The sequence below is a fragment of the Micromonospora pallida genome (genome assembly GCF_900090325.1).
In the GTDB taxonomy this organism is placed as follows: Bacteria; Actinomycetota; Actinomycetes; order Mycobacteriales; family Micromonosporaceae; genus Micromonospora; species Micromonospora pallida.
In genome coordinates, this window is sequence record NZ_FMHW01000002.1 from 5,651,700 (window position 1) to 5,673,199 (window position 21,500).

At 71.4% G+C, this 21,500-nt stretch carries 15 protein-coding genes and 1 pseudogene; 6 read left to right on the top strand and 10 right to left on the bottom strand.

The features are described 5' to 3' along the window. Positions 1–18: 18 nt before the first annotated feature. Together GA0074692_RS23550 and GA0074692_RS23555 are read left to right on the top strand one after the other, a co-directional pair. On the top strand, positions 19–711 hold the full coding sequence (locus tag GA0074692_RS23550; protein WP_141725392.1) for a hypothetical protein: 693 nt from the start codon (positions 19–21) through the stop codon (positions 709–711). Between the two features lie 186 nt (positions 712–897). Further along, positions 898–1,119 (top strand): hypothetical protein, encoded by a 222-nt coding sequence (locus GA0074692_RS23555; RefSeq protein ID WP_088981123.1) that lies wholly within the window; start codon positions 898–900, stop codon positions 1,117–1,119. A gap of 93 nt (positions 1,120–1,212) precedes the next feature. On the opposite strand, the gene GA0074692_RS23560 is transcribed toward GA0074692_RS23555, so the two are convergent. After that, a complete protein-coding gene (locus tag GA0074692_RS23560; RefSeq protein ID WP_091647616.1) occupies positions 1,213–1,932 on the bottom strand; it encodes a M23 family metallopeptidase in 720 nt (239 codons plus the stop codon). A 133-nt stretch (positions 1,933–2,065) separates the two neighbouring features. Between GA0074692_RS23560 and GA0074692_RS23565 the strand changes: the two genes are divergently transcribed. Continuing rightward, the gene (locus GA0074692_RS23565) at positions 2,066–3,421 is read left to right on the top strand and encodes a hypothetical protein (protein WP_141725393.1); all 1,356 of its coding nucleotides are present in this window, start codon (positions 2,066–2,068) and stop codon (positions 3,419–3,421) included. A 65-nt stretch (positions 3,422–3,486) separates the two neighbouring features. Here GA0074692_RS23565 and ccsB read toward each other — a convergent pair whose 3' ends face one another. The 6 genes from ccsB to hemL are packed head-to-tail and all read right to left on the bottom strand — an operon-like array spanning position 3,487 to position 9,688. Next, positions 3,487–4,473 carry a c-type cytochrome biogenesis protein CcsB gene (ccsB, locus tag GA0074692_RS23570; RefSeq protein ID WP_091647621.1) on the bottom strand — a complete coding sequence of 329 codons (987 nt, stop codon included), beginning with the start codon at positions 4,471–4,473 and terminating at the stop codon, positions 3,487–3,489. Beyond that, a complete protein-coding gene (gene resB / locus GA0074692_RS23575; protein WP_091647623.1) occupies positions 4,473–6,215 on the bottom strand; it encodes a cytochrome c biogenesis protein ResB in 1,743 nt (580 codons plus the stop codon). The genes ccsB and resB overlap by 1 nt, the downstream gene beginning before the upstream one ends. Next, positions 6,215–7,135 carry a cytochrome c biogenesis CcdA family protein gene (locus tag GA0074692_RS23580; protein WP_091647625.1) on the bottom strand — a complete coding sequence of 307 codons (921 nt, stop codon included), beginning with the start codon at positions 7,133–7,135 and terminating at the stop codon, positions 6,215–6,217. The genes resB and GA0074692_RS23580 overlap by 1 nt, the downstream gene beginning before the upstream one ends. Continuing rightward, positions 7,135–7,695, bottom strand: coding sequence for a TlpA family protein disulfide reductase (locus GA0074692_RS23585; protein ID WP_091647627.1), 561 nt, complete (start codon positions 7,693–7,695; stop codon positions 7,135–7,137). The genes GA0074692_RS23580 and GA0074692_RS23585 overlap by 1 nt, the downstream gene beginning before the upstream one ends. Continuing rightward, positions 7,695–8,330, bottom strand: coding sequence for a histidine phosphatase family protein (locus GA0074692_RS23590; protein ID WP_176738734.1), 636 nt, complete (start codon positions 8,328–8,330; stop codon positions 7,695–7,697). The genes GA0074692_RS23585 and GA0074692_RS23590 overlap by 1 nt, the downstream gene beginning before the upstream one ends. Before the next feature lie 20 nt (positions 8,331–8,350). Beyond that, entirely contained in the window at positions 8,351–9,688 is a 1,338-nt protein-coding gene (gene hemL / locus GA0074692_RS23595) for a glutamate-1-semialdehyde 2,1-aminomutase (RefSeq protein ID WP_091647631.1), read from the bottom strand. A gap of 151 nt (positions 9,689–9,839) precedes the next feature. On the opposite strand from hemL, the gene GA0074692_RS23600 reads away from it, so the two are divergent. Beyond that, positions 9,840–10,175: an STAS domain-containing protein gene (locus GA0074692_RS23600; protein WP_091647633.1), complete on the top strand. Its 336-nt coding sequence runs from the start codon at positions 9,840–9,842 to the stop codon at positions 10,173–10,175. Between the two features lie 126 nt (positions 10,176–10,301). Here GA0074692_RS23600 and GA0074692_RS23605 read toward each other — a convergent pair whose 3' ends face one another. Together GA0074692_RS23605 and GA0074692_RS23610 are read right to left on the bottom strand one after the other, a co-directional pair. Then, positions 10,302–10,856, bottom strand: coding sequence for a response regulator (locus tag GA0074692_RS23605; RefSeq protein ID WP_091647636.1), 555 nt, complete (start codon positions 10,854–10,856; stop codon positions 10,302–10,304). Then, positions 10,853–15,222, bottom strand: a pseudogene (locus GA0074692_RS23610) (HAMP domain-containing protein). Before GA0074692_RS23610 ends, GA0074692_RS23605 begins: the two are co-directional and overlap by 4 nt. Before the next feature lie 274 nt (positions 15,223–15,496). Here GA0074692_RS23610 and GA0074692_RS23615 point away from each other — a divergent pair. Further along, the gene (locus GA0074692_RS23615; protein WP_091647638.1) at positions 15,497–17,581 is read left to right on the top strand and encodes a SpoIIE family protein phosphatase; all 2,085 of its coding nucleotides are present in this window, start codon (positions 15,497–15,499) and stop codon (positions 17,579–17,581) included. Between the two features lie 109 nt (positions 17,582–17,690). Here GA0074692_RS23615 and GA0074692_RS23620 read toward each other — a convergent pair whose 3' ends face one another. Further along, positions 17,691–19,199 carry an FAD-binding protein gene (locus GA0074692_RS23620; RefSeq protein WP_091647640.1) on the bottom strand — a complete coding sequence of 503 codons (1,509 nt, stop codon included), beginning with the start codon at positions 19,197–19,199 and terminating at the stop codon, positions 17,691–17,693. Between the two features lie 93 nt (positions 19,200–19,292). Between GA0074692_RS23620 and GA0074692_RS23625 the strand changes: the two genes are divergently transcribed. Next, a complete protein-coding gene (locus GA0074692_RS23625; RefSeq protein ID WP_091647642.1) occupies positions 19,293–21,389 on the top strand; it encodes a S9 family peptidase in 2,097 nt (698 codons plus the stop codon). Positions 21,390–21,500: the final 111 nt, after the last annotated feature.

Here is a 21,500-nt window from a genome sequence, read left to right on the forward strand (position 1 = left end):
GCCAGCACCCTTGTGACCATGGCTCCTCGTCGCCTGATAAAGCTGGCAACGGTCGCAGCTCTGGTTCTCATGCTGGCGGCGTGCGGGTCAGACGCGCCCACGCGGGACGAAGCCACCCGGGAAGCGCAATCGGCCGCAGTCCGACAGGCAAGCGCGTCGAAGGCCGAGCAGATCAGCACGGTGCTCTCCGCCGCGGCCCAGCCGTCGCCGCTCAAACCGGTCGCCACAGCAACACTCGACATCTGCCACGCCGGAGATACCAATGGCCTGTGGGGCCACGACGAGTACCGCCTCACCTGCCGCCTCAGCGAGACCAGGTACTTCGGGACTGGCAGCGACCTTCTGGATGTGCTGCGCGAGGTCGACAAGGGCGCCAAGGCTTCCGGTCTGATGCCAGCCACCACCTCGGCCATCGAAGATGTCGAGAGGTACTACGCGGCGAACGGCAGGACCGAAGACGGGCTACTGCTGCCCCTACCGGGGTTGAGCTACTTCGCCCCTGGGCACGACTCGCCGATTTGGGTCGGGTGGTCGCAGGTCAGCGACCCGCTGAACAGTCAATCGGTCCCGGACCTCACCTGGCCGACCGTCTTCGTCGAGGCCCAACCGGTCGACCTCGACGCACTGCGGGTTGGTCCGCTGCAAAGGCACCAGTATCTCGTCACCATCTCCTCGTGGACCAGGTACTACGAAGCTCCCTGGCCCTCCTGACGAGCATGCAGCCCCTGCAGCTCTGCGTACAGCCCGACCACCCAACAGACCGCTCGTCGAGGCAGAACTTTTCTGCAGTAATGCGTACGGCCGGGTTGATTGGCACTCCCGCTGCCAGGGCCCCGTCCAACTGGCGGCGCGCGACTGAGGCTCGACAAGATCTGGCCGCGCTGCCAGGCTGGCGAGATGTCGGACGCCTACGTCGTCGGGGATCCGGACGGGCTCTCCCCGCTGCTGGTCGCGCTTCGCGACGCCATCTCCCGGGAGCTGCACGCGCAGCTCGCCCTGCGGGCCGAGCGGATCGAACTCGACGCCGTACCAGAGGTCGCCTACCAGATCACCCGCCAGGTGGAACGGACGCTGGCGACCTGGTCTCCGGCCGCTCAGTCGGCACCGCAGAATGTATAACTACACTTCTTATAACTGTGGTTATACATTTTGCTGACAGGTGTCGGTCCGGCGTGACGTACGCAGCGGGCATCTGTCTGGCCGGGAACTCGGTCAGGAAGTCGAGTGCGCCCCTGGTAGCGGCAGCGGCTCAACGACCGCGCCCTCGGCGGGGACGCCGTACTCCCTGGTGTGGAACTGCCTCGCGCCGCGCGGCCGTTCGCGGAAGTGCCGGAACGCCATCGGGACGCCTCGCGCGACGGAGAAGTCCCGGGTCTCCATGACCTGCATGTGCAGATGCGGCTGGGTCGAGTTGCCGGAGTTGCCACAGGCCGCGACGTGCTGCCCTGCCGTCACCACTTCCCCGGGGCTGACCCGGACGGAACCGGCCCGCAGGTGGACGAGCGCGACGAACGCGCCACCGGGGAGCGCGATGACCAGGTAGTTGCCGGCCACCGCACGTACGCCCTGCCGGACCCGGGCCGCCTGACCGAGCATGTAGGGCACGAGGGCCAGTTGTGAGCGCCGCCCGGCGTGGTCGATCTCGCCGTCGTGCACCTCGACGACGGTGCCGTCGGCGGGGGCCAGGATCGGTCGACCGTAGGCGAAGAACCGGTCCGCCGGTTCGGTGGCGAGGAAGGTCCGCCAGTCCCGGTGGCCGGCGGTCCGGCGGCGCTCGTCCACCCCGACGAAGTCGATGGCGTACCGCTCACCGAACAGGTCCGTCCCGTGGCTCGGGACCCGCCGGGCCGGACTGTTCCGGGCCAGCCACAGCCCCGTGAACGGTAGCGAGAGCGCGACCTCCGGGTGCCGCGAAGACTCCTTCTCGACCACGGCGACAGCCTAGCCAGGCCGGACCAGTCCCCGTCCGTCACTGACCGCCCCCAGCCCGTCACACCCTCCTCATAGGATTCAGTCCGCTGCTCGGCCGAACGGTCCGAGCGGCTCACCCTCCCTGAGGAGTCCCATGGCACTTGTGCGTGTTACCCGCACGTTCCAGGTCGGCGCGGCGGCGCTCGCGGCGGCAACCCTGGTCGGCATGGCGGCGAACCCCGCAGCGGCGGAGACCGACCCCGGCTGGGTCAGTGGCTGGCTCAGCGACACCACCGTCGGTGCCGCCGGTGCCCCCGGCCGGACCGCTGCTCTCAGCCTGAGCAGCAGCGGAGCGACCAATCCCCGGGTCGTCTTCGACCTGAGCGGGCTGACCGGAGTCGCTACCGCCACCTTCCCGGACTGGTGTGTCACCGCCGGCGCCGGGGTCACGTGCCCGATGCCGCCCACCGCCACCCCGGACGAGTTCGGCACGCTGAACGGCACCGTGCCGGTCGTGCTGCGGGGCGTCCCCGGTGCCGCCGACGGCGCGGCCGGGACGATCGGCTACACCGTGCTGGCCGACGGCGTCGACGGCGAGACCCAGCAGGCCGCTGTCTCGGTGCACGCCGGGCCGGACGTGGTCAGCCTGGTCAACGAGTACGTCGACGATGTCGACACCGGCGACACCCTCGCCATGCAGGTGGCCCTGACCAGCGCCGGCAACGTGGCGGTGTCCGGTCTCCGGCTCACCATCCGGTTCCCGGTCGGGCTGGAGCCCGCCGCCTACCGCAACTGTGGCTACGGTGCGGGCGGCCAGCTCAGCACCATCGTGGTCTGCGTCATCCCGGGCACGTTTTCCCCCGGGCTGAGCTACCAGGTTCCGGGCGGCTTCGCCACCACGGTCGGCCCGGCCGCCCTCGGTGACAAGCGGATCGTGCAGACGGTGGAGCCGGCCACGACCGCCGGCCCGCCGCCTGAGGGTGTGGTACTGGAGCGACGTCCCGCCGACAGCGCCCTCCGGCTCCGCCAGGTGGGTGTGCCGGTCGATGTCCTGAGCGCCGACCACCAGTACCCGTCCGGCCAGTACTACCTGCGCGACGTCCCCGGCGCGTTCGACGTGGTGGCGCTCGGTGCCGCCGCCACCGGTTCGGTGGGCGACACGGTGACGGTCCAGGTCGGCATCCGCAACGACGGCCCGGGCGTCCCGGACGGCACCATCTCCGGCGGGCATGCGGCTCTCTTCGCCTTCGTCCCGCCGGCCGGCACGGTCGTTGCCAACCAGCCGACGGGCTGCTCGCCCACGGGCGACGGAGAGGGCGGCGAGGAGCCGGTGACCTGGTACTGCACCAAGCCGGGTGGCGTCTTCGCGGCCGGCGAGACCTTCCTGGTCGGCTTCGACCTGCGGATCGACGGCCCACTCGACGCCGCAGGCGAGGTCCGCATCCCGTACGGCTACCCGCGGACGGACGACAACCCGGCGAACGACAGCGCCCCCGTGACCATCTCCTGATCCCGAATCGACGCGACCGCCGGCTGCCCGTCAGGGCGCCGGCGGTCGCCTTTACCGGCCGTGGATCAGTCGAGGCCGCCGTACGAGTGCAGGCCCTCGAAGAAGATGTTCACGCCGAACAGGTTCATCAGCATGGTCAGGAAGCCCAGCACGGCGATCCAGGTGGCCACGTTGCGCTTCACGCTCGGCGTGGCGCGGGCGTGCAGGTAGCCGGCGTAGATCACCCAGGAGATGAACGACCAGGTCTCCTTCGGGTCCCAGCCCCACGGCCGACCCCAGGACGCCTCGGCCCAGATCGCGCCCGCGATGACCGCGAAGGTGAAGACCGGGAAGGCGAACGCGTGCAGCGCGAAGGTGAGCCGCTCCAGGCTCTCCGCCGACGGCATACGCTTCGCCAGGGTGTACGGGAAGCTCCGCTTGCCCCGCTCGTACCCTGCGCGCATCAGGTAGGTCACCGCCGGCACCACACCGAGCAGGAAGAGACCGGAGGCGAAGACCACCGTCGAGACGTGGATGACGAACCAGTACGAGTTGAGCGCCGGCACCAACGGCACCACCGGTACGTAGAGCACCAGCTCGGCGGTGGCCAGCAGGAGCACCATGACCAGGGTCAGGAACAGCCCGAGGCGACGCAGCGAGGGGCGCTTCCAGAGCACCGCGAGCCAGCTCGCGACCCCGATGAACGAGACCGTCAGCACGAACTCGTACATGTTGCCCCAGGGCATCCGGTCGGCGGCGACGCCCCGGCTGGCCAGGCCCGCGAGGTGCAGCAGGGCGGCGACCGCGGTGGCGACGACGGCGATCCGACCGGCCAACCGGCCCCGCCCACCCGGACGCGCCGGCGGCTTCACACCAGCGTCCGAGCCCGCCTCGGTGACGACCGGGCCGCCGCCGGATCCGCCGACCCCCGCACCGACCAGCTCGCGGGCGGGCGTCGCGGCCATCGCCCGGGTACGGGCGTTGCCGAGGGCGTACTCGACGGCGTGGCAGATCATCGCGACCAGGTACGTGAGGATCGCGAAGGTCACCAGCTGATCGGAGAGCGCGGACATCACTCGGTCCCTTCTCGCGAGCCCGGGGCGGGCCGACTGGCGGAACCTGCCCCGCCGGCGCCTCGGACCTCGTCGACGAGCTGCATGAATTCGGCGGCGAACCCGGGGTACTCGGTGCGCGGCAGCCCACCGACCTCCACCAAACTACTACCGCCCGTCGTGGATCTTCCGGCCGGGTCGTCGGTGCTGTTCGTCGTCGCGGCGGCGGGGTCGCCCGTTCCCGCCGGAAGGACCGCGCCGCCGGGGCCGCCCGTGCCGGCAGGGAGAACCGTGCCGCCCGTCCCGGCCGGGAGCACCCGGAACCACACCCGTCGCCGGCGGCCGAAGAGCGAACCCATCAGGCCGACCAGGAGCACGCCGCAGCTCACCAGCATCAGCGTCGAGCCCGGGTCGTAGCGGACGGAGAGGGTGATGAACGGCTCGGTGCCGAGGAACTCGACCGAGGTGCCGTCGTCCAGCGTCCACTTCTCACCCGGCTTGAGCAGCTTCGCGTCGCCGAGCTGCTTGAGCTTGCCGTTGCGGACCTGCCGCTGGTCGAGCTGGTACACCGAGCCGGGGATGCCGGCGTCCACACCCAGGTTGCCCCGGTACGCGACCAGGAAGACCGCCGGGTTCCGCTCGGTCGGGTGCTCCGACCGCACGTACGGCGGGGCGTCCGGCGCGGTGGGCAGGTAGAGCCCCTCGAAGGCGATCTGGAGGTCCGGGTCGCGCTTGCCGGTCGCCGGGTCGACGTTGATGTCCGGGAACATCGCCACACCCTCGCCGGTGAGCGTGTTGTCCATGGTCAGGAAGGGCACCGTCGAGGTCTGCGAGTCGCCGTTGCGGTCGGTGTACCGGATGACCGGCGCGTACCCGTGGCCAAGCAGGTAGACGTTCGCCCCGTCGAGGCGCAACGGCGAGTTGACCGAGAACTCCTCCCGGCGGTCCGCCTTCCCGTCCTCGGAGACGGTCACCGTGGCGTTGTAGAACTCCGGCTGACCGGACTCCAGGAACCGGGCGTCGAACTTGTCCAGGGTCAGGCAGAACGGGGGCAGGTCCGGGCTCTGCACCCGGGCACCGAACTTCGACTCGGCGTACTGGAACTGGGTGTTGCAAAAGGCGTTGTCCGGACCGGCGACCAGGAGGCGGTTGCCGCTCCAGCCGTACCACGAGCCGAGCGCGACACCGATCAGCACCGCGATCATCGAGGTGTGGAAGAGGAGGTTCCCGGTCTCCTTGAGGTACCCCTTCTCGGCGGAGACCTCGTTGCCCCGGACCACCACCCGCCAGCGGCGGCGGCGCAGCACCGCCGCGATGGCCTCCGGGTCGCCGTCGTGGTCGGTCAGGACCGTGTGCTGCGGCAGCCGCTCCAGCCGCTTCGGCGCCGCCGGCGGTACGGCCCGCAGCGCGCGTACGTGGTCGCGCAGCCGGGGCACGATGCAGCCGACCAGCGAGGTGAACAGCAGCAGGTAGATCGCGGAGAACCAGACCGAGCCGAAGACCTCGAACCCGCCGATCCGGTCCAGCGTCGAGGCCAGGTCGGGGTGCTCGGCGAAGAAGTCGTCCACGTCCTCCGGGTTGACCCCACGCTGCGGCAGCACCGAGCCGGGGACGGCGGCGACCGCGAGCAGGAAGAGCAGGACCAGCGCGGTACGCATGCTGGTGAGCTGCCGCCACGAGTTGCGCAGCAGGGCCAGCAGCGGGTTGGGCCGGCGCGGGGCCGGCGGGGACGGCGTCGCCGGCCGGTCGTCGACGATCGCCATCAGATGCTCACCTCGCCCACCCCGAAGGTGGTCTGCAACCAGATCACGAAGCTCTGCCAACCCCCGGTGACCAGGGCCAGCCCGATCAGAACCAGCAGCACCCCGCCGACCCGGGTGACCCAGCGGCTGTTGCGCCGGATCAGCCGGAAGACCCCGAGCAGCCGCTGGAACGCCAGCCCGAAGACCACGAACGGCAGGCCCAGCCCCAGGCAGTACGCCACGGCGAGCACCACCGCCCGGTCGGTCTGCCCACCGGCGGCGGCCATGCCGAGCACCGCGCCGAGGGTCGGGCCGGTGCAGGGCATCCAGCTCAGCGCGAAGACCGCGCCGAAGACGGGTGCGCCGGCCAGGCCGGCCGACGGCAGCCGGTGGATCCGGAACTCCCGCTGGAGACCGGGCAGCACCCCGACGAAGGCGAGCCCCAGCACCATGACCAACGCGCCGATGCCGATCTCCAGCGCCCGCTCGTACGCAAAGAGGACCTTGCCGACGCTGGCGAAGAGGATCGCGGTGGCCGTGAAGACCGCGGTGAAACCGGCGATGAAGAGCAGCGTCCCGGCGAGCACCCGCCCCTTCACCGCGGCGGTCGACGACGTCTGCTGTCGCTGTCGCACCCCGACCGCAGTGCCGCCGCCGACTGGGGTGCCGCCGGCTGAGGTGGTGCCGGCTGAGGTGGTGCCGCCACCGGATGGGGTGGTTGCAGGGGACCCTTCCTCGGCAGAATCCGGTAACAGGGGTCCCCTGCTACCACCCCGGCCCTCCAGGTCGGCGCCGGCCAGGCCGGTGACGTACGACAGGTAGCCCGGAACCAGCGGCAGGACGCACGGGGAGAGGAAGCTGACCAGCCCGGCGAGCGCCGCCGCGCCGATCGCCAGCAGCAGTGGGCCGCTCTCGGCAAGGGTGCGGAAGGTCTCGCCCATCAGCGGGCGCCTTCGGCGGCGACCCGCTCGACGACGGGTTGCAGGTCGTCCTGGAGGACCGCGCCCCGGCGCAGCGCCGCGATCCGTCCCTCCCGGTCGAGGACGATGGTCGCCGGGATCGCGTTCGGCGCGATGTCGAAGTCCAGGGCGGTACGGCCGGGCGGGTCGAAGAGGCTCGGGTAGGTGACCCCGAAGTTCTTCTCGAAGGCCTTCGCCTTGTCCCGGCTGTCGGTCACGTTGATGCCGAGGAAGGTCACCCCGGAGCCCTTGGTCGCCTGGTAGGTGTTCTCCAGGTCGTCGGCCTCGGCCCGGCAGGGGTTGCACCAGGAACCCCAGAAGTTGATCACGACGACCTTGCCCCGGTCCTGGTCGAGGTCGTAGTTGCCGCCGCCGAGGAGTTCCCCGGTGACGTCGGGTGCGTTGCCGCGCTGGTCGGGGGCGCACTCCAGGAAGCCGTCCCGGGTGACGCAGCGCTGCTCGGCGCCCTCGGCGGTACACCCGGCCAGCGCCACCGTGGCGACGGTGACGAGCAGACCGGCGGTCCACCTCCGGGCGTCCATCAGGCCCCCTTGGCTGTCCGGGCGGTCGGCGACATGGCGATCAGGTGGGCGGCCGGCTCGGAGTAGCCGACGCCGACGATCTTCGCCCCCTCGAAGTGGAACGAGGTGAGGCTGGCCAGGCCGCACTGCCGGCGGCGCGGGTCGTGCCAGAGCCGCTTGCGCTCGACGTGCCGGCGCAGTGTCCAGATCGGGAGCTGGTGGGAGACGCAGACCGCCTCGCGTCCCTCGGCGGCGACCCGGGCGGCGTGCAGCGCGGCGAACATCCGCTCGGCGATCGTCCGGTACGCCTCGCCCCACGAGGGGGTCATCGGGTCCCGCAGCACCCACCAGTTGCGCGGGTCACGGAAGGAGCCGTCCCCTGGCGAGACCTTCTTGCCCTCGAACCAGTTGGCGCTCTCGATCAGCCGCTCGTCCACCCCGATCGGGAGGCCGAACTGCGCGGCGATCGGCTCGGCGGTCTGCTGGGCACGCTCCAGCGGGCTCGCCACCACGTGCACGACGTCCCGGTCGGCCAGGCCCTGGGCGGCGGCCTTGGCCATCTGCACGCCCAACTCGGAGAGGCGGAACCCGGGCAACCGGCCGTAGAGGATCTGGTCGGGGTTGTGCACCTCGCCGTGCCGCAGCACGTGGACCACCGTCTTGCTGCTCACCGCACCTACCCCCCGTGGCCTGCTGCTGCCGCTGCCTTCGCCGCCGTCGGTAGGGCGGCGGCGATGTGCTCCAGGGCGGCGTCGTCCAGCGCCGCCGACACGAACCACGCCTCGAACGCGCTCGGCGGGAGGTAGACCCCGCCGGCCAGCATCGCGTGGAAGAACGCCGTGAACGCCGGCACCTCCTGGGTGCGGGCGCTGTCGTAGTCGACCACCTCGGCGTCGGTGAAGAAGATCGAGAACATGTTGCCCGCGTACGACAGCCGGTGCGGAACCCCGGCGGCGGCGAGCGCGTCACCGGCGAGCTTGCCCACGGTGGCGGCTGTGGTGTCGAGCCGGCGGTAGACGTCGTCGTCGGCCAACCGCAGGGTGGCCAGGCCGGCGGCGCAGGCGAGGGGGTTACCGGAGAGGGTGCCGGCCTGGTAGACCGGGCCGGCCGGGGCCAGCCGGGCCATGATCTCCGCGCGCCCGCCGAACGCCGCGGCGGGGAGCCCACCCCCCATGACCTTCCCGTACGTGAACAGGTCAGCGTCGACCGGGTCGAGGCCGTGCCAGCCGGAACGGGAGACCCGGAAACCGGTCATCACCTCGTCCAGGATCAGCAGGGCGCCGTGCGCGTGCGCGATCCGGGCGAGCTGCTGGTTGAAGTCCTCGCGGGGGGCGATCACGCCCATGTTGCCGGCGGCGGCCTCGGTGATCACCGCGGCGATGTGCGGCCCCTCGGCGGCGAAGACCTCCTCCACGGCGGCGAGGTCGTTGTACGGCAGCACGATGGTCTCGCCGGCCGCCGCGCCGGTGACGCCGGGCGAGTCGGGCAGGCCGAGGGTGGCCACCCCGGAGCCGGCGGCGGCCAGCAGCGCGTCGACGTGCCCGTGGTAACAGCCGGCGAACTTGACGATCTTGGACCGGCCGGTGAAGCCCCGGGCCAGCCGGATCGCCGACATGGTCGCCTCGGTACCCGAGTTGACCAGCCGGACCTGCTCGACCGGGGTCCGGTCGACGATCTCGGCGGCCAACTCGACCTCACCGGGGGTCGGCGTACCGAAGCTGGTGCCCCGCGCGGCGGCGGCCTGCACCGCCTCGACCACACCGGGGTGCGCATGACCGAGGATCAGCGGCCCCCAGGAGCAGACCAGGTCGACGTAGCGTCGCTCGTCCGCGTCGTACAGCCAGGGGCCCTCCCCTCGGGCCATGAAGCGCGGGGTGCCACCGACGGCACGGAATGCGCGCACAGGGGAGTTCACCCCGCCCGGCACGATGGCGCGGGCGCGGTCGAACAGGGCCTCGGAGGCCGGTGCGTCGGCCGGGTAACGGCCGGTTCCGGCAGGGTTCGTATCCGTCACGATGCGGCCATTGTGTCAGCGTCGGGGGCCCGATCGACAACCACCCCTGACCAGGGTTACCAGACTCACCCCGGCTCCGGCCGCCACGCCCGGCAGGGGGTCGGATCGGCCTCGCCCAGCCAGGTGACCCGGATCGCGCTAGGCTGGCCCGGTGGATCGTGCTGAACTTGCCATCACGGTACACCGAACGGCCGACGAAGTGGTGTTGCGCCTGGTCGGTGAGATCGACATGCTCACCGCAGCCCAGCTCTCCAGCGCGGTGAACGAGATCCTCACCGATCCGCCGCCACGCATCGTCCTCGATCTCGGCGGGGTCACCTTCTGCGACTCGCAGGGGCTCGGCACCCTCGTCGTGCTCAGCCGGAAGGCCAGTCACGCACAGAGCCTGCTGGTGCTCACCCAGGTCGGCGACTTCCTGCTCCGGGTCCTGGACATCACCGGCCTACGCTCCGCCCTGATGATCCGCAACAACCAGTCCGCCCCCTGACCCCGCCCCCGTTTCTGGGTTGATCAAGAGGTCTGCGTCACCGAAACGGCCGCGGCCTGACGCGAACCTCTAATCGATCGGGGTCAGCGGGCGGGGGCGACGCGGCACGCGGGAGGCGGGGCGGGTTCAGAGGGGCGTGCCCCAGCGGGCTTGTTCGAGGAGTTCCACGGCGCGGTCGCGGGCGTCGGGGTCGTCGGAGCGGAGCAGGGCGGTGGCCTCGTCGACGGCGTCGGTGAGCACCCGCCACTGCGTCTCGCGCTCGCGGACCAGTTCGGACTGGGCGGCGAGCTGCCGGGTCTTCGACCACAGGTCGACGAAGACCGACACCTTGGCCCGCAACACCCACGGGTCGAACGGCTTGGTCAGGTAGTCGACCGCGCCGACGGCGTACCCGCGCAGGGCGAGCTGGGCGTCCCGGTCGGCGGCGGTGAGGAAGATGATCGGGATGTGCCGGGTCCGTTCCCGGCGCTTGATGTGCCCGGCCGTCTCGAACCCGTCCATGTCCGGCATCTGGGCGTCCAGCAGGATCACCGCGAAGTCGTCCACCAGGAGCTGTTTCAGGGCCGCCTCGCCGCTCTCCACGGCCACCGACTGCACGGGCAGTCCCTGGAGGATCGCCTCCAGGGCCATCAGGTTCTCCCGTCGGTCGTCGACCAGCAGCGCCTTCGCCATCTGGGTCACTGGTTCTCCTCGTGTCGGCTGCCACTGATCCAGGACGACATCAGCTCGATCAACTGGTCCAGGTCGACCGGCTTGGTGATGTAGTCGCTGCCGCCCGCCGTCAGTGCGGACTCCCGGTCCCCGGGCATCGCCTTCGCGGTGAGGAAGACGATCGGAAGGTCGACGAAGCGGTGGTTCCGCCGGATCGAACGGGTCGTCTCGTACCCGTCCTGGTCGGGCATCATCGCGTCCATCAGCACGATGTCGACCTCCGGGTGCTCGGCGAGCAGCCGGATGCCGTCCGCGCCGTTGTCCGCGTAGAGCACGGTCATGCCGTGCAGCTCCAACGCGCTGGTCAGGGCGAAGACGTTGCGGACGTCGTCGTCGACGATCAGCACGGTGGCGCCCTCCAGCCGGGGCGTCGCCGGTCCCTCCGGGGGCTTGGGCATCTCCGGCGGGGGCATCAGCAGCGAGGAGGGCAGTCCGGCCCGGGCCGGCGAGGGCGGCAGCGGGGCGACCACCGCGTCCGGGGCCAGCACGTCGGGTACGAAGAGGGTGAACGTCGACCCCTGGCCGGGCATGGAGGCGACGGTGATCGTGCCGCCGAGCAGACGGGCCAGGTCCCGGCTGATGGAGAGCCCGAGACCGGTGCCGCCGTACCGGCGACTGGTCGTCCCGTCCGCCTGCTGGAACGCCTCGAAGATCAGCGACAGCTTGTCGTCCGGGATACCGATCCCGGTGTCGACCACCGTGAAGGCGATCACCTGCCGGGCGTTGGTCAACGCCGGTATGTCGAAGACCACGTTCTCCGCCGCCGGGCCGATCCGCAGGGTGACCGTCCCGGCGTCGGTGAACTTGACCGCGTTGGAGAGCAGGTTGCGCAGGATCTGCTGCAGCCGCTGGGCGTCGGTGACCACGGTGGTCGGCAGGTCCTTGCTGACCTCGACCTGGAAGTCGAGTCCCTTCTCCTCGGCCTGGGGCTTGAACGCCTGCTCGACGTAGCCGCGGATGTCGGAGAAGCGCATCTCGGTCGGCTGGACGTCCATCCGGCCCGCCTCGATCTTCGACAGGTCGAGAATGTCGTCGATCAGCGAGAGCAGGTCGGAACCGGCGCTGTGGATCGTCCGCGCGAACTCGGTCTGCTTCGGCGTGAGGTTCTGCTCCGAGTTCTCGGCGAGCAGCCGGGCCAGCAGCAGCAGCGAGTTCAGCGGCGTACGCAGCTCGTGGCTCATGTTCGCCAGGAACTCCGACTTGTACGCCGAGGCCCGGGTGAGCTGCTGCGCCTTCTCCTCCAGGCCGAGCCGGGCCAGCTCGATCTCCCGGTTCTTCGTCTCGATGTTGCCCTTCTGCTCCGACAGGAGCTGGGCCTTGTCCTCCAGTTCGGCGTTGGTGCGCTGCAACTCCGCCGACTGTTCCTGCAACTCGAGGGCGAGCCGCTGCGACTGGGCGAGCAGTTCCTCCGTACGCCGGTTGGCCTGGATGGTGTTGACCGCGATGCCGATGGTCAGCACCAGCCGCTCCAGGAAGGAGAGGTGCAGGTCGGAGAAGGCCGCCACACTGGCGAACTCGATCACCCGAGCAGTTCCCCCTCGAAGAGGACGGGGAGGACGACCAGGTCGGCCGGGTTCGTCTCGGCCAGGCCGGAGCGGAGGGTGATCGTGCCGTCCGGCACCGCGCTGATCCGGATCGTACGGCGGGACAGGGCGGTCTGCCCGACCATGCCCTCGCCGGGGCCGAAGGTGACCTCGTGGCCCCGGGCCACGTACCCGTAGGAGGCAGTCAGCCGCAGTCGGGTGACGCCGTCGGCGGTGTCGGCGAGGAAGAAGGCGCCGAGCTGGGCGTCGACCAGCGGCGTCACCTCCATCATGATCATGCGGCAGACCTCGCCGAGGTCCCGTTGCCCCTGGAGCAGACCGCTGATCCGGGCCTGGTTGGAGTCGAGCCAGCCCTGCTCGGCGTTCTTCTTCGTCGTCTCCCGGAGGGTGACGATCATCTGGTTGATGTTGTCCTTCAGCTCGGCGACCTCGCCCTGCGCCTTGACCAGGATCGCCTGGGTCAGGTCGCCCCGGGTCACCGCCGTCGACACCTGGGAGATCGCCCGGAGCTGGGTGGTGAGCGTGGAGGCAAGCTGGTTCACGTTCTCGGTGAGGTCCCGCCAGGTGCCGGAGACCCCGCGCACCTGGGCCTGGCCGCCGAGCTTGCCCTCGGTGCCCACCTCCCGGGCCACCCGGGTCACCTCGTCGGCGAACGACGACAGCTGGTCGACCATCGTGTTGATGGTGTTCTTCAGCTCCAGGATCTCGCCCTGCGCATCGACGGTGATCTTCTGGCCCAGGTCGCCCTTCGCCACGGCGGTGGTGACCGAGGCGATGTTCCGCACCTGCGACGTCAGGTTCGACGCCATCGAGTTCACGTTGTCCGTCAGGTCCCGCCACGTACCGCTGACGCCCTTGACCTGGGCCTGACCACCGAGCTTGCCCTCGGTGCCCACCTCACGGGCCACCCGGGTCACCTCGTCCGCGAACGACGACAGCTGGTCCACCATCGTGTTCACCGTCGACTTCAGCTCCAGGATCTCGCCCTGCGCGTCGACGGTGATCTTCTGCGACAGGTCACCCTTGGCGACCGCCGTGGAGACCTGGGCGATGTTCCGGACCTGGGCGGTCAGGTTCGACGCCATCGAGTTCACGTTGTCCGTCAGGTCCCGCCAGGTGCCGGCGACGCCGCGCACCTGGGCCTGACCGCCGAGCTTGCCCTCGGTGCCCACCTCACGCGCGACCCTCGTCACCTCGTCCGCGAACGACGACAGCTGGTCCACCATCGTGTTCACCGTCGACTTCAGCTCCAGGATCTCGCCCCGGGCGTCGACGGTGATCTTCTGGGAGAGGTCACCCTTGGCCACGGCGGTGGTGACCGAGGCGATGTTCCGCACCTGCGACGTCAGGTTCGACGCCATCGAGTTGACGTTGTCCGTCAGGTCCCGCCAGGTGCCGCTGACCCCCGTCACCTGGGCCTGACCGCCGAGCTTGCCCTCGGTGCCCACCTCACGGGCCACCCGGGTCACCTCGTCGGCGAACGACGAGAGCTGGTCCACCATCGTGTTCACGGTGTTCTTCAGTTCCAGGATCTCGCCGCGGGCGTCCACGGTGATCTTCTGGCTCAGGTCGCCCTTGGCCACCGCCGTGGAGACCTGGGAGATGTTCCGCACCTGGCTGGTCAGGTTGCCGGCGAGCTGGTTCACGTTCTCGGTGAGATCCCGCCAGGTGCCGGAGACCCCGCGCACCTGGGCCTGACCGCCCAGCTTGCCCTCCGTACCCACCTCACGGGCCACCCGGGTCACCTCGTCGGCGAACGACGACAGCTGGTCCACCATCGTGTTCACCGTGTCCTTCAGCTCCAGGATCTCGCCCTGGGCGGCAACGGTGATCTTCTGGGAGAGGTCGCCCCGGGCCACCGCCGTGGAGACCTGGGCGATGTTGCGGACCTGCGCGGTCAGGTTCGACGCCATCGAGTTGACGCTGTCGGTCAGGTCCTTCCAGGTGCCGGCGACGTTCGGCACCTCCGCCTGGCCGCCCAGCTTGCCCTCGGTGCCCACCTCCCGGGCCACCCGGGTCACCTGCTCGGCGAAGAGCCGGAGCGTGTCGGTCAGGTAGTTGATGGTGTCCGCCAGCTCGGCGACCTCACCCTTCGCCGACACGGTGATCTTCTGCGACAGGTCGCCCTTGGCCACCGCCGTGGAGACCTGCGAGATCGACCGCACCTGGTGGGTCAGGTTCGACGCCATGGTGTTCACCGAGTCGGTGAGGTCCTTCCAGGTGCCGGCGACGCCGCGCACGTCGGCCTGACCGCCGAGCTTGCCCTCGGTGCCCACCTCCCGGGCCACCCGGGTCACCTCGCTGGAGAACGAGGAGAGCTGGCCGACCATGGTGTTCACGGTCTTGCCGATCCGCAGGAACTCACCGCGCAGCGGTCGGCCGTCCATCTCCAGCGCCATGTGCTGGGAGAGGTCGCCGTCGGCGACCGCCACGATCACCCGGGCGATCTCGGTGGTGGGCCGCCCCAGGTCGTCGATGAGCGAGTTGACCGCGCGCTGCCCCTCCGCCCAGGAGCCGTCCAGCCCCTCCTCGTCGAGCCGCTCGGTGAGCCGGCCCTCCCGGCCGACGATCCGGCTGATCCGGCGCTGGTCGAGGTACTGCCGTTCCTGCAACGACACCACGTCGTTGAAGGCGTCGACCACGTCGCCGGCCGCACCCGCCCGCCGGGGCAGCCGGACCTTGAAGTCGCCCTGACCGACCCGACGCAGCGCCGCCGCCAGCTCGCCGAGCACAGCATCGTGGTCGCACGTCGCGGTGTCCGCGCCGGCGGGGTTTCTCGCCGTCGTCATCATTCCTCGCTCAGCTCGGGGGCCTCCAGGCTCGTGCCGGCCATCCCATCATTGTGCCCGTTTCCGTACATCGCATCTCCGCGCCGCTCCGGGCACTCCCGCCCGTCGATGCGCTGTCGCGCCGCGCGGTGGAACGGGACGGGCCACAACGGCGTGCGGAACAGGCTGACTGGAGTGCGGGGCGGGCTGGGTCGGCGTACGGGAGGGCGACGCGCCCGGGGGCCGCAAGCGGCCTGGCCGCTTGGCTTTCGGGCAAATGGGAGGGGAGGATACGGGAATGGCAGCGGAGGCGGGGCCGACGACTGGCGGTCCAGACGAGCATGTCCGGCGGGTTCGGCTCCCCGCCGACCGCCGTACGCCCGCCACGGCCCGGGCCGTCGTCCGGTCGGTGCTCGCCGAGGCGCACCTGGAGGAACTGCTCAACGAGGCGCTCCTGCTGACCACCGAACTCTCCACCAACGCGGTGGAGCACGCGCAGACCGAGCTGGACATCGAGGTGGTCGCGGACCGGGTCGGGCTGAGCGTGATGGTCTCCGACTTCGCGCCCGGACCGGTGGACGAGCTGACCGTCGGGGTGCGCAACGACTCGGCCGACATCGCCCAGGTCGCCGAGCGGGGGCGGGGCCTGCTCCTGGTCGACCACTTCGCGACCTGCTGGGGGACGACCTACCTCCCCTCCGGCAAGGGTGTCTGGTTCCGGCTGGACCGTCCGGTCTCCGCCGCGGAACGCCGGGACGCGCTCGCCGAGGGCCGCCGGCTCGCTCCCTGTGCCCCGGGCGACGGCGACGGCAACCCGGCGGAGGCCAGCGGGCCCAGCGCGGCCGCGATGAGCGAGCTGATGCAGACCCGCCCCGAGCCGTACGCCGACGATCCCCTCCCCGACTTCGCCACCGACCTGCTCACCCGGGTCGCCGGAATGGTGGGAGCCACCGGCGGGCTGGTCCGGCTGGATCGGGGCGACGGGCAGGGCGCCCAGGTGCTGGCCCGGTACGGTCGGCAGCCCCGCACCGACAGCGAGTTGCTCCGGGTGCCGCTCGCGGTGCAGCGGCCGTACTCCGGTGAGCTGGAACTTGACGCGGTGCCCTCGGCGTACGCTCACCCGCTCGCCGCACTGGCCGCCGAACGGCTCTCCCTGCACCTCGAGAACGACCGGCTGCGTCGGGCCGACGTCCGCCGGCAGGCCTGGCTGACCTTCCTGGCGGAGGCGAGCGAACTGCTCGCCCAGTCCCTCGACGTCGAGTTGACCATGGCGCTGATCCCGCAGCTCGTGGTGCCCCGGCTCGGGCAGTGGTGCGCGGTGCACATCACCGACGAGTGGGGGCGGCTCAACCTGGCGGCGGCCAGCCATGCCGACGAGTCGGTCCTGCCGCAGTTGCACGAGGTGCTCCGGGAGACCGGCCAGGATTCGATCCAGGCCCGGCTTCGCGAGGCGATCCGGATCGGCACGCAGGTGCCGCTCAACGGGCTGATGGAGGGCTTCGCGGTGCCGCTGGTCGCCCGGGGGCAGCGGCTCGGCACCCTCGCGGTCGGCCGGCACCAGCGTCACCGGCACGACCCGGACGAGGTCGCCGTGCTGGAGGACGTGGCCCGTCGGGCCGCGCTGGCGATCGAGAACGCCCGCATCCACGCCGAGCGCCGCCGGGTGGCCCAGACCCTGCAACAGTCGCTGCTTCCGCCGGTGCTGCCGGTGATCGAGGGCATCGGCTTCGCCGCCGAGTACGTCCCGACCGGCGACGACGCCGAGGTCGGCGGCGACTTCTACGACGTGCTGCCGCTGCCGGACGGTCGCTGGCTGGTGGTGATCGGGGACGTCTCCGGCAAGGGTGTCCAGGCCGCCGCGGTGACCGGGCTGGTCCGCGACGTGATCCGGGTGCTGGTCGGCGACGGCAAGCCGCTGCCGGAGGCGCTGACCCGGCTCAACGAGACCCTCGTCGAGCGGGGTGGCGGACGGTACTGCACGCTCGCGCTGGCCGCGGTCGGGCCGGGGGCGGGCAACCAGCTCGACGTGTCGCTGCACCTCGCCGGGCACGACCGGCCGGTGCTGCTGCGCACCGCCGGTGGGGCGTCCTTCGTCGGCGCCGGGGGGACGGCGCTCGGCCTGCTCGACACGATCACCTCTCCCACGTCGATGGTTCCGCTCGACCCCGGGGACGCGCTGATCTTCTACACGGACGGGGTGACCGAGCGGCGACGCGGCCGGGAACTCTTCGGCCCGGACCGACTGCGGGAGGCCGCCGCCCCACTCGCCGGCTACTCGGCGGACGTGGTCGCCGCCCGGCTGCGCTCCACCGCGATCAACTTCTCGGCCGAGCCGCCCCGGGACGACATCGCCGTGTTGATCATCCGAAACGACGCGGTCTGAGTCGGGAGCCCGGGAGTCGCCGCGCGCCTGTCGGTCTGAATCGAGAGCCGCCGCCGTGCGCCCGTCGGTCTGAGCCGAGAGACACGGGAGTTGCCGGGCTTGCCGCCGGTCAGAGTCCGCCGGGGAGTCGGCCGGGGGCGAGTCGACGGTGCGGGTCGAGGTTTTCCTTGGCGGCCCGCAGCTGGGACCGGACCGGCAGCTCACCCCAGAGGTCGACGGCCTGCCGGACGGCGGGCGGCGCGGCCAGCACGACACACCGCCCCTGCCGGGCCAGGAGCACCTGCCGGACGGCGGTGAGGACCGAGGCCACCCGGTCCACCGGTGTGCCGCCGGGCAGTACGGCGTGGGCCACCCCGAGCCCGACCGAGCCGCGTACCGGCACGGGGGTGCCCACCGCGTCACGTAGCGCGTAGATGGCGGCGTACAGATCGGTGAGCGGGACGTCGACCCGGAGCGCGATGTCGTCCGGGCGGAACGGGTAGCGCCGCCACCACTCGGGCGGGGAGTCGGCGACGGTGGCCCCGTCGCCGAGGAGCCGGGCCAGCTGAACCGCCCGCTCGGCCACGTCGGCCGGGCCACCCTCGAGGAGCACCACCAGGTCACCGGCGGCGGGCGGGGACGATCGGCTGAACCGGCCGAAGCGTCCCGAGCCGGCCGGGTGGGCGGCCCGGGCGGAACCGGCCGGGTGCGCGGCCCGAGCCGAGCCCGCCGGATGGCCCGACCAGGCGGGACCCGAGGCGGGTGTCGACGGTCGGCGCGTGGCGGGCAGGTCCAGCTCGATCGCGGCGGGCCGGAGCCCGGCGGCCAGCACGGCACGGATCAGCTCGTGCACCTCCAGTGGCGTCCAGACCGGACGGGTCACCCAGGCCCGGCTGGCCGGCAGGGGCTGGGTGCGCAGGGTGGCCGAGACGAGCACGCCGAGCCCTCCGTACGAGCCGCAGAGCAGCCGGGCCTGCTCCGGGCCGGACGCGTCCCCGCGGACGTCGACCAGTTCCCCCTCGGCGGTGAGGTAACGCAGGTCGACAAGCTGGTCGCCGGGGGTGCCGTAGCGCAGCCGCAGCGGGCCGGCCTCGTCGGCGGCGAGCACACCGCCGAGGGTCGCCTCCGGCGACGGGGCGTCCAACGCCAGCCGTCGGCCGGTACGCTCCAGCGCGGCCTGCACCGCGCGCAGCGGGGTACCCGCGCCGATCTCCACCACCGATCCGTCCTGCTCGGTCCGGTGGTGTCGGCCGGCGCTCACGGAGCCACGCGGGCCGCTGTTGGCGGACCCGGGCCGGACGGCGCCGGTCGGCCGGTGTGGCCCGAACCCGCCGGAGTGCCGGATGCCGGCCAGCCGGCCGGTGTCGAGCAGGATGTCGACCCGCTCCGGCGCGGCACCCCAGTCGATCTTGGTGCCGGCGCCCCGGGGCACCACGGTCAGATCGTGCGCGGCGGCCAGCCGCAGCACGTCGGCGGCGGCCCGGGCGTCACCCGGCACCGCCACCCAGTCGGCCAGCCGGCCGGCGACCTCGTCGGCCGGGCCGGCGGGACGGGCGAAGGACGGACCGCAGATCTCGACAAGGCGACGGGTGACGTCGGTCGAACCGGACCGGTGGGTCGAACGCAGGGATCCCGACATGGCGGTTATCGTACATGTGTACGAACAGTCGCGGGCGGAAACCGGGCATCGCACGTACCCCGATCTCGAGGTCCCGGCCGGTAACGTGGCGACGTGACCACCGAGACCCCCGCGCCCGTCGCCAAGCGTGTCCCCACCGAGCGTGTCCACCACGGTGACACGGTCGTCGACGAGTACGCCTGGCTCGCCGACAAGGACGATCCGGAGACCATCGCCCACCTGACGGCCGAGAACAGCTACACCGAGGCGCGTACGGCCCACCTGGCCGACCTGCGCACCGCCCTGTTCGAGGAGACCCGGCAGCGCACCCAGGAGACGGACCTGTCGGTGCCCGCCCGCAAGGGTGGGTACTGGTACTACAGCCGCAGTGTCGAGGGCCAGCAGTACGGCATCCAGTGCCGGCGCGAGATTCGCGACGGCGAGACCGAACCGCCGGTCAGCGTCGGCGGCGCGCCGCTGGAGGGCGAGGAGGTGCTGCTCGACGGCAACCAGCTCGCCGAGGGGCACGACTTCTTCGCGCTCGGCGCGTACGACATCAGCCCGGACGGGCGCTGGCTGGCCTACTCGACGGACTTCGCCGGCGACGAGCGGTACACACTGCGCGTCAAGGACCTCAGCACCGGCGAGGTGCTCACCGACGAGGTACCGAACACCTTCTACGGCACCGCCTGGTCGACCGACGCCTCCGTCCTCTTCTACGTCACGGTGGACGACTCCTGGCGGCCGAACCGGGTGTGGCGGCACATCGTCGGCACCCCGGCCAGCGAGGACGTGATCGTCCACGAGGAGGCCGACGAGCGGTTCTGGGTGGGCGTCGAGCTGACCCGCTCGGAGCGGTTCATCCTGATCGACATCCACAGCAAGCTCACCAGCGAGGTACGGGTCATCCCGGCCAGCAACCCCACCGGGGAACCGGCCGTCGTCGCCCCGCGCCGGCAGGGCGTCGAGTACTCCGTCGAGCACCACGGCCACCGCTTCCTGATCCTGCACAACGACGGCGCGGAGGACTTCGCGCTGGCGTACACCTCGGCGGACGCCCCGGGCGACTGGGTGCCGATGATCGAGCACTCCCCCGGCACCCGGCTCGAGTCGGTCGACGCCTTCGCCGACCACCTGGTCATCTCGCTGCGCAGCAACGGGCTGACCGGGCTGCGGGTGCTCACCGACGGCAGCACCGACTGGTACGACATCGACTTCCCGGAGCCGCTCTACAGCGTCGGCCTCGACGCGAACCCCGAGTACCGCACCGGGCAGATCCGGTTCCGCTACAGCTCGCTGGTCAGCCCCGAGTCGGTCTACGACTTCGACCTGGTCACCCGGGAGATGGTGCTCCGCAAGCGGAAGCCGGTACTGCCCGGACCGGACGGGCGGGAGTACGACCCGGCCAGCTACGAGCAGCACCGCGACTGGGCCCTCGCCGACGACGGCACCCGCGTACCGATCTCCCTGGTCTGCCGGGCCGGTACGCCGCGCGACGGCTCCGCCCCCTGCCTGATCTACGGGTACGGCTCGTACGAGAACAGCGTCGACCCGTGGTTCTCCATCCCCCGGCTCTCCCTCCTCGACCGGGGCGTGGTGTTCGCGGTGGCGCACGTCCGGGGCGGCGGCGAACTGGGCCGGCGCTGGTACGAAGAGGGCAAGCTACTGGCCAAGAAGAACACCTTCACCGACTTCGTGGCCTGCGCCCGGCACCTGGTCAAGGCGGGCTGGACGGCCTCCGACCGGCTGGTCGCCCGGGGCGCGTCCGCCGGTGGTCTGCTGATGGGCGCGGTGGCGAACCAGGCCCCGGACGCGTTCGCCGGCATCGTCGCGCAGGTGCCCTTCGTGGACGCGCTCACCACCATCCTCGACCCGTCGCTGCCGCTGACCGTCACCGAGTGGGAGGAGTGGGGCAACCCGCTGGCCGACCCGGAGGTGTACGCGTACATGAAGTCGTACACCCCGTACGAGAACGTCACGGCCGCCGACTACCCGCCGATCCTCGCGGTGACCAGCCTCAACGACACCCGGGTCTTCTACCACGAGCCGGCCAAGTGGGTCGCGCGACTGCGCGCGGTCGCCCCGCAGGGCGACTACCTGCTCAAAACCGAGATGGGCGCGGGCCACGGCGGCCCAAGCGGCCGGTACGACGCCTGGAAAGAGGAGGCGTTCGTCAACGCCTGGGTCCTGGACCGCCTCGGCCACCGCTGAACCCACAGGTAGGCGGGGCCTCTCCTGTTCGCCACGCGTCAGGAGAGGCCCCGGCGATCACGCTGGCAGCACTCCCGGGGGCGAGGACGTCAGGGGTGCCATCCTGCCCGC